Source organism: Skermanella sp. (assembly GCF_059503625.1).
In genome coordinates, this window is the sequence record NZ_JCACHA010000919.1 from 1 (window position 1) to 7373 (window position 7373).

The 7373-nt window shown below is 67.7% G+C and carries 8 protein-coding genes; 1 reads left to right on the plus strand and 7 read right to left on the minus strand.

Translation table 11 applies throughout. The annotated features are described in order from the left end of the window. The 7 genes from mnhG to AC5JJ6_RS33550 form a co-directional block, all read right to left on the minus strand. Positions 1-328: monovalent cation/H(+) antiporter subunit G (mnhG, locus tag AC5JJ6_RS33520; protein ID WP_496046192.1), on the minus strand; the 328-nt coding region annotated here is incomplete at its 3' end. Then, positions 325-606, minus strand: a complete 282-nt coding sequence (locus tag AC5JJ6_RS33525) for a K+/H+ antiporter subunit F (protein WP_044430322.1) — start codon at positions 604-606, stop codon at positions 325-327. The genes AC5JJ6_RS33525 and mnhG, both read right to left, overlap by 4 nt. A gap of 13 nt (positions 607-619) precedes the next feature. Beyond that, entirely contained in the window at positions 620-1108 is a 489-nt protein-coding gene (locus AC5JJ6_RS33530) for a Na+/H+ antiporter subunit E (RefSeq protein WP_496046193.1), read from the minus strand. Then, on the minus strand, positions 1105-2739 hold the full coding sequence (locus AC5JJ6_RS33535; protein WP_496046194.1) for a monovalent cation/H+ antiporter subunit D: 1635 nt from the start codon (positions 2737-2739) through the stop codon (positions 1105-1107). Before AC5JJ6_RS33535 ends, AC5JJ6_RS33530 begins: the two co-directional genes overlap by 4 nt. After that, on the minus strand, positions 2736-3080 hold the full coding sequence (locus tag AC5JJ6_RS33540; protein WP_496046195.1) for a Na+/H+ antiporter subunit C: 345 nt from the start codon (positions 3078-3080) through the stop codon (positions 2736-2738). The genes AC5JJ6_RS33535 and AC5JJ6_RS33540 overlap by 4 nt, the downstream gene beginning before the upstream one ends. Then, positions 3080-6046: a monovalent cation/H+ antiporter subunit A gene (locus AC5JJ6_RS33545; RefSeq protein WP_496046196.1), complete on the minus strand. Its 2967-nt coding sequence runs from the start codon at positions 6044-6046 to the stop codon at positions 3080-3082. The genes AC5JJ6_RS33540 and AC5JJ6_RS33545 overlap by 1 nt, the downstream gene beginning before the upstream one ends. Before the next feature lie 115 nt (positions 6047-6161). Further along, entirely contained in the window at positions 6162-6662 is a 501-nt protein-coding gene (locus AC5JJ6_RS33550; RefSeq protein ID WP_496046197.1) for a PTS sugar transporter subunit IIA, read from the minus strand. Between the two features lie 216 nt (positions 6663-6878). Here AC5JJ6_RS33550 and AC5JJ6_RS33555 point away from each other — a divergent pair, with 216 nt between their 5' ends. Continuing rightward, positions 6879-7118, plus strand: a complete 240-nt coding sequence (locus AC5JJ6_RS33555; protein WP_496046198.1) for a helix-turn-helix domain-containing protein — start codon at positions 6879-6881, stop codon at positions 7116-7118. The last annotated feature ends 255 nt before the right edge of the window (positions 7119-7373 follow it).

The window sequence follows — 7373 nt, forward strand, 5'->3', positions numbered from 1 at the left end:
CGCCGTCGCTGCCTTCGGTGCGGTCGCGGTACAGGGCGGCGCGGGCCAGCAGCATCAGCGTGACGGGCGTGGTGACCACCATCAGCACGCCGATCAGCAGTTCGTGCAGCACCAGACGGGTTTCCAGCACGGAGAAGAACAGCATGGAAGCGGCCAGGACGCAGCCGATCCCCATGGTCGTGCCCAGGGTCGGGGCGTGGATGCGGTCGTAGAAGCTTCCGAGCCGCAGCAGCCCGAACGAGCCGATCAGCGCCAGCGCGGCCCCGAGAAGGAGCAGGAAGGCCGTCGGCACGGCTGCCCAGACCGGAAGGTCGGCGGCGTAAGTCATTCGATCACCTCTCCGCGCATCAGGAACTTCGCCATCGCCGCCGTCGCGACGAACCCCAGCAGCGCGATGATCAGCGCCGCTTCGAAATACAGCGTGCTGCCGCTCCGCATGCCGAAGGTCAGCAGCAGCATCGTGGCGTTGACGTAAAGGGTATCGAGGCCGAGCACCCTGTCCTGGGCACGCGGTCCGCGCAGCAGCCTGTAGGTGGCGCAGGCCATGGCCAGACCGAGAAGGATCTGGGCCAGGAACACCGACCAGCCCAGCAGCACGACGCTCATTCCAATCTCTCCATCAGCCGAATATCTCCATCAGCCGCCGTTCGTAACGGTCCTTGATGATCCTGACCCACTCTTCCTCGTCGATCAGGTCGAGGACGTGGAGCAGCATGGTATTGTCCGCCGTGTCGTATTCGACCCAGAGCGTGCCGGGCGTCGCCGTGATGATGCAGGCCAGCGCGGTCAACCCATAGGGTGCCCGCATGTCCAGCGGGATGCGGACGAAACCCGAGACCCGTTCGGTCCCCCCGGGACGCAGCACGATCCAGGCGACCGCCCAGTTGGAGCGGACGACTTCCCGCAGGACCACCGCCGCTAGGTCGACAGCGACGCGCAGATGCCTGAACCTGATCCTCGGCGGGGCAAGCGCCATAAGCGCCCGCTGAGCGCCGAAGGCCACGGCCAATCCCAGGACGACGGCGCCGGGGGTCAGGCTCTCGGTCAGCAAAAGCCAGATCGACAGCAGGGACGCCGTCATCAGGGAGAAGGGCAGCCACTTCCTCATGGCGCCCCTCCCCCGGTCATGCCCGACGCCTTGGACGGCGGCACGACGCTGCGGACGTATTCCTGCGCACCGTGCAGCGATTGCGCGGTCGCTTCCATGAAGCGCATGACCGTGCCGGCCTCGATCGTCATGACGACGCAGAGCCCGAGCAACAATCCGATCGGGACGATTTCGGTCACCTGGACGCGCGGAACCTCGCTTCCCGGCGATGCCCAGAAGACGTCGATGCCGGCGCGGGTCATCGCCACGACCGTCGCCAGCCCCGACAGGATCAGCGCCGCGAACAAGGCCCAGCTGGTGGCCGGCATGGCGCCGCTGGCGTTCAGCAGGGGCGCCAGCATGGCGAACTTGGCGAGGAAGCCGGGAAGCGGCGGCAGCCCTGCCAGCAGCAGGGCACAGGCGAGGAAGCTGATCCCCAGGATGGCCATCGTCGCCGGAATAGGCGTTCCGATCTCGCCGTCGTCGGTCGGTTCCTCGGCTTCGCCGAAAGCTTCCCGAGTCACCGCCAGCACGTCGGCGCCGACCTCGCGGCTGCGCTCCACCAGCTCGATCAGGAGGAAGAAAGCGGAGACCGCGAGGACCGAACCGGTCAGATAGAAGAGCGCGCCGCCCGTCACCTCGACCTGCCCGACGCCGATCGCCGCCAGGAGGGTGCCGGAGGAGACGAGGATGCTGGCGCCGGCCAGCCGCGCCATGTTCTGCGTCGCGAGCACCGCCATCGAGCCGAAGGCGATCGTCAGCAGGCCGCCGATCAGCAGCCATGTGCCGCCGAACCCGGCGGAGTCCCCGGCGCCCTCGCCGAACAGGAGCAGCCACAGCCGGAGCACGGCATAGATGCCGACCTTGCTCAGGATCGAGATGATGGCGGCCGAAGCGGTTCCCGCCGCGGCGTAGGTGGTCGGCAGCCAGAACCCCAGGGGCCACATGCCCGCCTTGACCAGGAAGGCGGTGCCCAGGATCGCGGCGCCGGCCTCCACCAGGGCCCTGTCATCGGGCCGCAGCCCGGCGATGCGGGTCGCCAGATCGGCCATGTTGAGCGTGCCGGCAAGGCCGTAGATCATGCTCACGCCGATCAGGAAGAGCAGCGAGGCGACGAGGTTTATCGCGACGTAGTGCAGGCCCGCCCGGACGCGGGCGATGCCGGAGCCGTACAGCGCCAGCCCGAACGACGCCGCCAGCATGACTTCGAAGAACACGAAGAGATTAAAGAGGTCGCCGGTCAGGAAAGCGCCGTTCAGCCCCATGAGCTGGAACTGGAAGAGCGAATGGAAGAACGGCCCGACCCGCTGCCAGTGCGCCAGCGAGAACACCAGGGCCGCCAGTCCGAGCACGCTGGTCAGCAGCACCATCAGCGCCGCAAGCCGGTCCAGGACCAGGACGATGCCGAACAGCGACGGCCAGTCGCCCAGCCGGTAGATCCGGACGACGCCGGCATTCCCGGCCTCTCCTCCCATCGTGCCGTCCGCCATCATCAGCAGCAGGACCGCGAGCGCCACCATCGCCAGCGCCGAGCCGACGGCAAGCGTCGCCTTGATCGTGCGGCGGCGGTCGTCGATCAGCAGCAGCAGAGTTCCGGCCAGCAGCGGGACGACGATCGGAGCGATCGTCAGGTGATCCATCCAGTCGCTCACCGCTGCTGCTCCTTTCCGTCGACATGGTCGGTACCCGTCAGCCCGCGCGAGGCGAGGAGCAGGACGAGGAACAGGGCTGTCGTGGCGAAGCCGATGACGATGGCGGTCAGGACCAGCGCCTGGGGCACCGGGTCGGCCTGCACCGCGAGGTTGCCCGGAACGCCGCGCTCCAGCACGGGAGCCGCCGCCGTCCGAAGGCCGCCGGTCGAGAAGATGAACAGGTTGACGGCGTAGGACAGCAGCGACAGGCCGATGATGACCTGGAAGGTGCGGGGCCGCAGCAGCAGCCAGACGCCGGAGCCGGTCAGTACGCCGATGCCCAGTGCAACGATGATTTCCATCAATCCTCTCCCGCCGGGACTTGCTGAGCGACTTGCTGAGGCACCGGCGCCGGTGCCGGTGCCGAAGGGGCGGCGGCCGGGCGCGGGACGGCCCGGTGGCCGCGCACCGACTGGTGGGCGAGCGCGATCAGCATCAGCACGGTGGCGCCGACCACGAGCGCGAAAACGCCGATGTCGAAGATCAGGGCGCTTGCGACCGGGACCGAGCCGATGAAGGGGATCTCCGCATAGGCGAAGTAGGAGGTCAGGAACGGCCGGCCGGCCGCCCAGGCCGCCATCCCCGTGCCGGTCGCAAGCAGCAGGCCGACCGCGATCCAGGTCATCGGACGTATCCGCAGGCTGGCCTCGGCCCACTGGGTTCCCCCGACCATGTACTGGAGGATGATGGCGATCGACGCCGTCAGCCCGGCCGCGAAGCCGCCGCCGGGAAGGTCGTGGCCGCGCAGCAGCAGGAACAGCGCCACGACGCCGATCACCGGGAACAGCAGCCGCGTGATGACGGACGGGATCAGCAGCCAGTCGGCGACGGTGTCGCCCTCCGTCCGGTCCGGCCGGGCCTTGTCGTAGGCGCTCTGGTCGCGCTGCTGCTCCGGAACGTCGACGCTGTCGGACGCCGGACGGAACCGCCGCAGCAGCGCATAGGCCGTCAGCGCAACCACGCCCAGCACCGTGATCTCGCCCAACGTATCGAAGCCGCGGAAGTCCACCAGGATCACGTTCACGACGTTGGTGCCGCCGCCCTCGGCATAGGCCCGCTCCAGGAAGTGCTGCGCCAGAATTTCCGGCGGGACCCTCGTCATCACGCTGTAGGCCAGGGCCGACATGCCGGCGCCGGCGGCGATGGCGATGCCGAGATCCCGGAGGCGGCGCGCCATCGTGAGCACTTCGCGCGAGCCCGGAATATCCAGCCTCTTGGGAAGCCAGCGCAGCCCCAGCAGCAGCAGGATCGTCGTGACGACCTCGACCAGAAGCTGGGTCAGCGCAAGGTCCGGCGCGGAGAACCAGACGAAGGTCAAGCAGACCACCAGCCCGGTGCCGCCGAGCAGGATCAGCGCCGCCAGCCGGTGGAACTTGGCCTGACGCGCGGCGCCCAGCGCGCAGACGGCGCCGATCGCCCAGATCAGGGCAAGCACCGGATCGATGTCGGCGGGCATCAGGTTGCCCGGACCGGGCACGCGCAGATAGACGGCCAGGGCTGCGGCCAGGACGGCCGCGCAGACCACCAGCCGCAACTGGGGTTGCAGGCGGCGGGTGCCGAAGACCCCTTCGAGCGACCGGGCGAGACGCCAGGACAGGAAGACCATGGTCCGCTCGAACATGCGCCGCCCTTCCAGCGGGCGGATCAGCGGCGGACCTTCCGTGCCCTTCCGCAGATGCCGCTGAAGCGCCAGGTAGAGCACGATCCCGGCCGCCAGCGCCGTGAAGCTCATCAGCAGGGGAAGGTTGAAGCCGTGCCAGACGGCCAGGCTGTAGTCCGGCGTCGCGGACCCCAGGGCGGAATGCGCGGCCATATCCAGGTAGGGTCCGACCGAAGCCGACGGAAGCACGCCGATGATGATGCAGCCCAGCACCAGGATCTCCACCGGAAACCTCATCCAGGCAGGCGGCTCGTGCGGGGTGCGCGGCAGATCGACAGGGTCCGGTCCGAAGAAGGCGCCGTGGATGAACCGCAGGGAATAGGCGACGCTGAAGGCGCTCGCCACCGTGGCGGCGAACGGCAGAATGTCGAGCAGCAGCGTCAGCGATGCCTGGGCCGACAATGCCTCCGCGAAGAACATCTCCTTCGAGAGGAAACCGTTGAGCAGCGGGACTCCCGCCATGGCCGCCGCCGCCACCAGGGCCAGACGCGCCGTGAAGGGCATGAAGCGGTTCAGCCCGGACAGCCGGCGGATGTCGCGGGTGCCGGTCTCGTGATCGATGATGCCGACCGCCATGAACAGCGATGCCTTGAACGCCGCATGGTTGATGATGTGGAAGATCGCCGCCACCATCGCCAGCGCGCTGTTGAGGCCGAGCAGCAGGGTGATCAGCCCGAGATGGCTGATAGTCGAATAGGCGAGAAGCCCCTTCAGGTCATGCTGGAAGATCGCGACATAGGCGCCCAGCAGCAGCGTGGCGAGGCCGGCGGAACCGACGATCCAGAACCATTCCTCGGTCCCGGACATCACCGGCCACAGGCGCGCCATCAGGAAGACGCCCGCCTTGACCAGTGTCGCGGAGTGCAGGTAGGCCGACACGGGCGTCGGGGCCGCCATGGCATGCGGCAGCCAGAAGTGGAACGGGAACTGCGCGCTCTTGGTCAGCGCTCCCAGCAGGATCAGGACCAGGGCCGGCAGGTAAAGCCGATGCGACCGGATCAGGTCGCCCGACGCCAGCACGCGGTCGAGATCGTAGCTGCCGACGATGTGGCCCAGGATCAGGACGCCGGCGAACAGGCAAAGCCCGCCTGTGGCGGTCACGGTCAGCGCCATGCGGGCACCGTCCCGCGCGGCCGCCGTGTGATGCCAGTACCCGATCAGCAGGAACGAGAAGAGGCTGGTCAGTTCCCAAAAGAAGGCGAGCTGGACCAGATTGCCCGAGAGCACGACCCCCATCATCGAGCCCATGAAGGCGAGCAGGAAGGCGAAGAAGCGTGGTACCGGATCGTCCGCCGACATGTAGTACCGCGCGTAGAGCACCACCAGCGCGCCGACGCCCGACACCAGCCCCGCGAAGAGCCAGGCGAAACCATCCATCCGGAGCGAGAAGTCCAATCCTAGCGTCGGCATCCACTCGGCGGCATGCCGGAGGATGCCGCCCGCCGCCACCGTCGGATAGGCGGCCCAGACAAGCGCCAGTTCGGCCAGGGCGGTCGCCCCGGCCAGTACGGCCGCCGCCGTACGGGCATGGGTCGGCAGAATCGCCGCGGCGATCGCACCGATGAACGGAAGTCCGACGGCGGCTATCAGGAGCAAGGCGTCTGGCATAATCCCCTACGGTCAGGCCTTCGAGCGGGAGCCGCGTCGCGGCGTCATGGTCGTCTGCGAATTTTGGAAACACCCTCCGTCCGCGATACCGGCGGACGCGCCGGGTCTGGAGCGTTCAGGTATCGTCCGGCGCAGGAATGGTCGCCGGAATGGCGCCGTCGCGGGCGGCCGCCAGTTGGCGGACGAGACCGATGACGGCTTCCGGAGTCTCCGCCGAACGGATCCGCCGCAGCGACTGCGGGTCGCGCAGCGTCCGGCAGATCTCCGACATCGCGGTCAGCAGACCCTTGCCTCCCGACGACGGCCACAGCACAAGGAAGACGATGTCGACCGGCTCGTCGTCGCGGGAGTCGAAATCGATGCCGCGGCTAAGCCGCGCCAGGAGGACGATCGGCAGCCCGTCGCCGTCGAGCTCCGCATGGGGAAGTGCGACCCCTTTGCCGAGGGCGGTGGAGCCGATCTGCTCGCGCGCCAGCAGGGAGTCGAGGATTTCCTGATCGGACCGGCCGAGCCGGCTTGCCGCCTCGGTCGACATGAACTCCAGCAGGGCTCGCTTGGTATTCGCACTGACGTCGAGAAGAACGTTCGAGGACGAAAAAAGGTCGGTTATCCCCATCCGTGTCTCCTTTCCTGCGGGGGCCTCGTCCCGCGTGTCGGATGCAGCCCGCGGGCTTGGCAGATCGGCTGCCATTCATTGAACGCTTGCCGGACGATAATGGGCAATCTTGCGGCGGGAGCCGCGGCAGCAGGACCATAGCTAAACCTGCAACCGGTCGTTTCAACCAAAATGAGCTATATTGATCTTTGGATTGCGCGCCCCATCTGGAGCGGCATGTCCTTGACACCGGAACAATGCCGCGCGGCTCGGGCGCTCCTGACCTGGACCCAGGACGACCTGGCTACCCGCGCGGAAGTGAGCCGCAGCACCGTGCGCGGTTTCGAGAACGGCCAGCACGAACTTCACCGTGCTTCGGCCGCGGCGATCCGACGCGCGCTCGAAGATGGCGGCGTCCTCTTCATCGATGCCGATGCCGACCATGGTCCCGGCGTGCGCATGGCCGAACACGGGTAGTTCCCGGTGTTGCGCCCGGCCTGGAACGGTGATCATCACCGACTATGCTGCATCGCAACAGTCCGCCCTGATCTTCCCGATCGTCCAGCGATTTTGCCCCGGCGCCTGATCGATTGAACAGGCGGCCGCTGCGTCGATTGCCATAAGCCGGCGCGCTGATAGTATGGCTTCGACACTGCAAGCAAGGCCGGGACGGAATGGATAGCATACCTGTCGCACAAAGTTTCCTCCTCGCCCTTTCCGACCTGTTCTCGA

What these genes read in the sequence shown, in the direction of transcription:
- AC5JJ6_RS33525 (WP_044430322.1), bottom strand. Translation starts at nt 606, where the DNA reads ATGAGCGTCGTGCTGCTGGGCTGGTCGGTGTTCCTGGCCCAGATCCTT.
- AC5JJ6_RS33530 (WP_496046193.1), bottom strand. Translation starts at nt 1,108, where the DNA reads ATGAGGAAGTGGCTGCCCTTCTCCCTGATGACGGCGTCCCTGCTGTCG.
- AC5JJ6_RS33540 (WP_496046195.1), bottom strand. Translation starts at nt 3,080, where the DNA reads ATGGAAATCATCGTTGCACTGGGCATCGGCGTACTGACCGGCTCCGGC.
- AC5JJ6_RS33545 (WP_496046196.1), bottom strand. Translation starts at nt 6,046, where the DNA reads ATGCCAGACGCCTTGCTCCTGATAGCCGCCGTCGGACTTCCGTTCATC.
- AC5JJ6_RS33550 (WP_496046197.1), bottom strand. Translation starts at nt 6,662, where the DNA reads ATGGGGATAACCGACCTTTTTTCGTCCTCGAACGTTCTTCTCGACGTC.
- AC5JJ6_RS33555 (WP_496046198.1), top strand. Translation starts at nt 6,879, where the DNA reads ATGTCCTTGACACCGGAACAATGCCGCGCGGCTCGGGCGCTCCTGACC.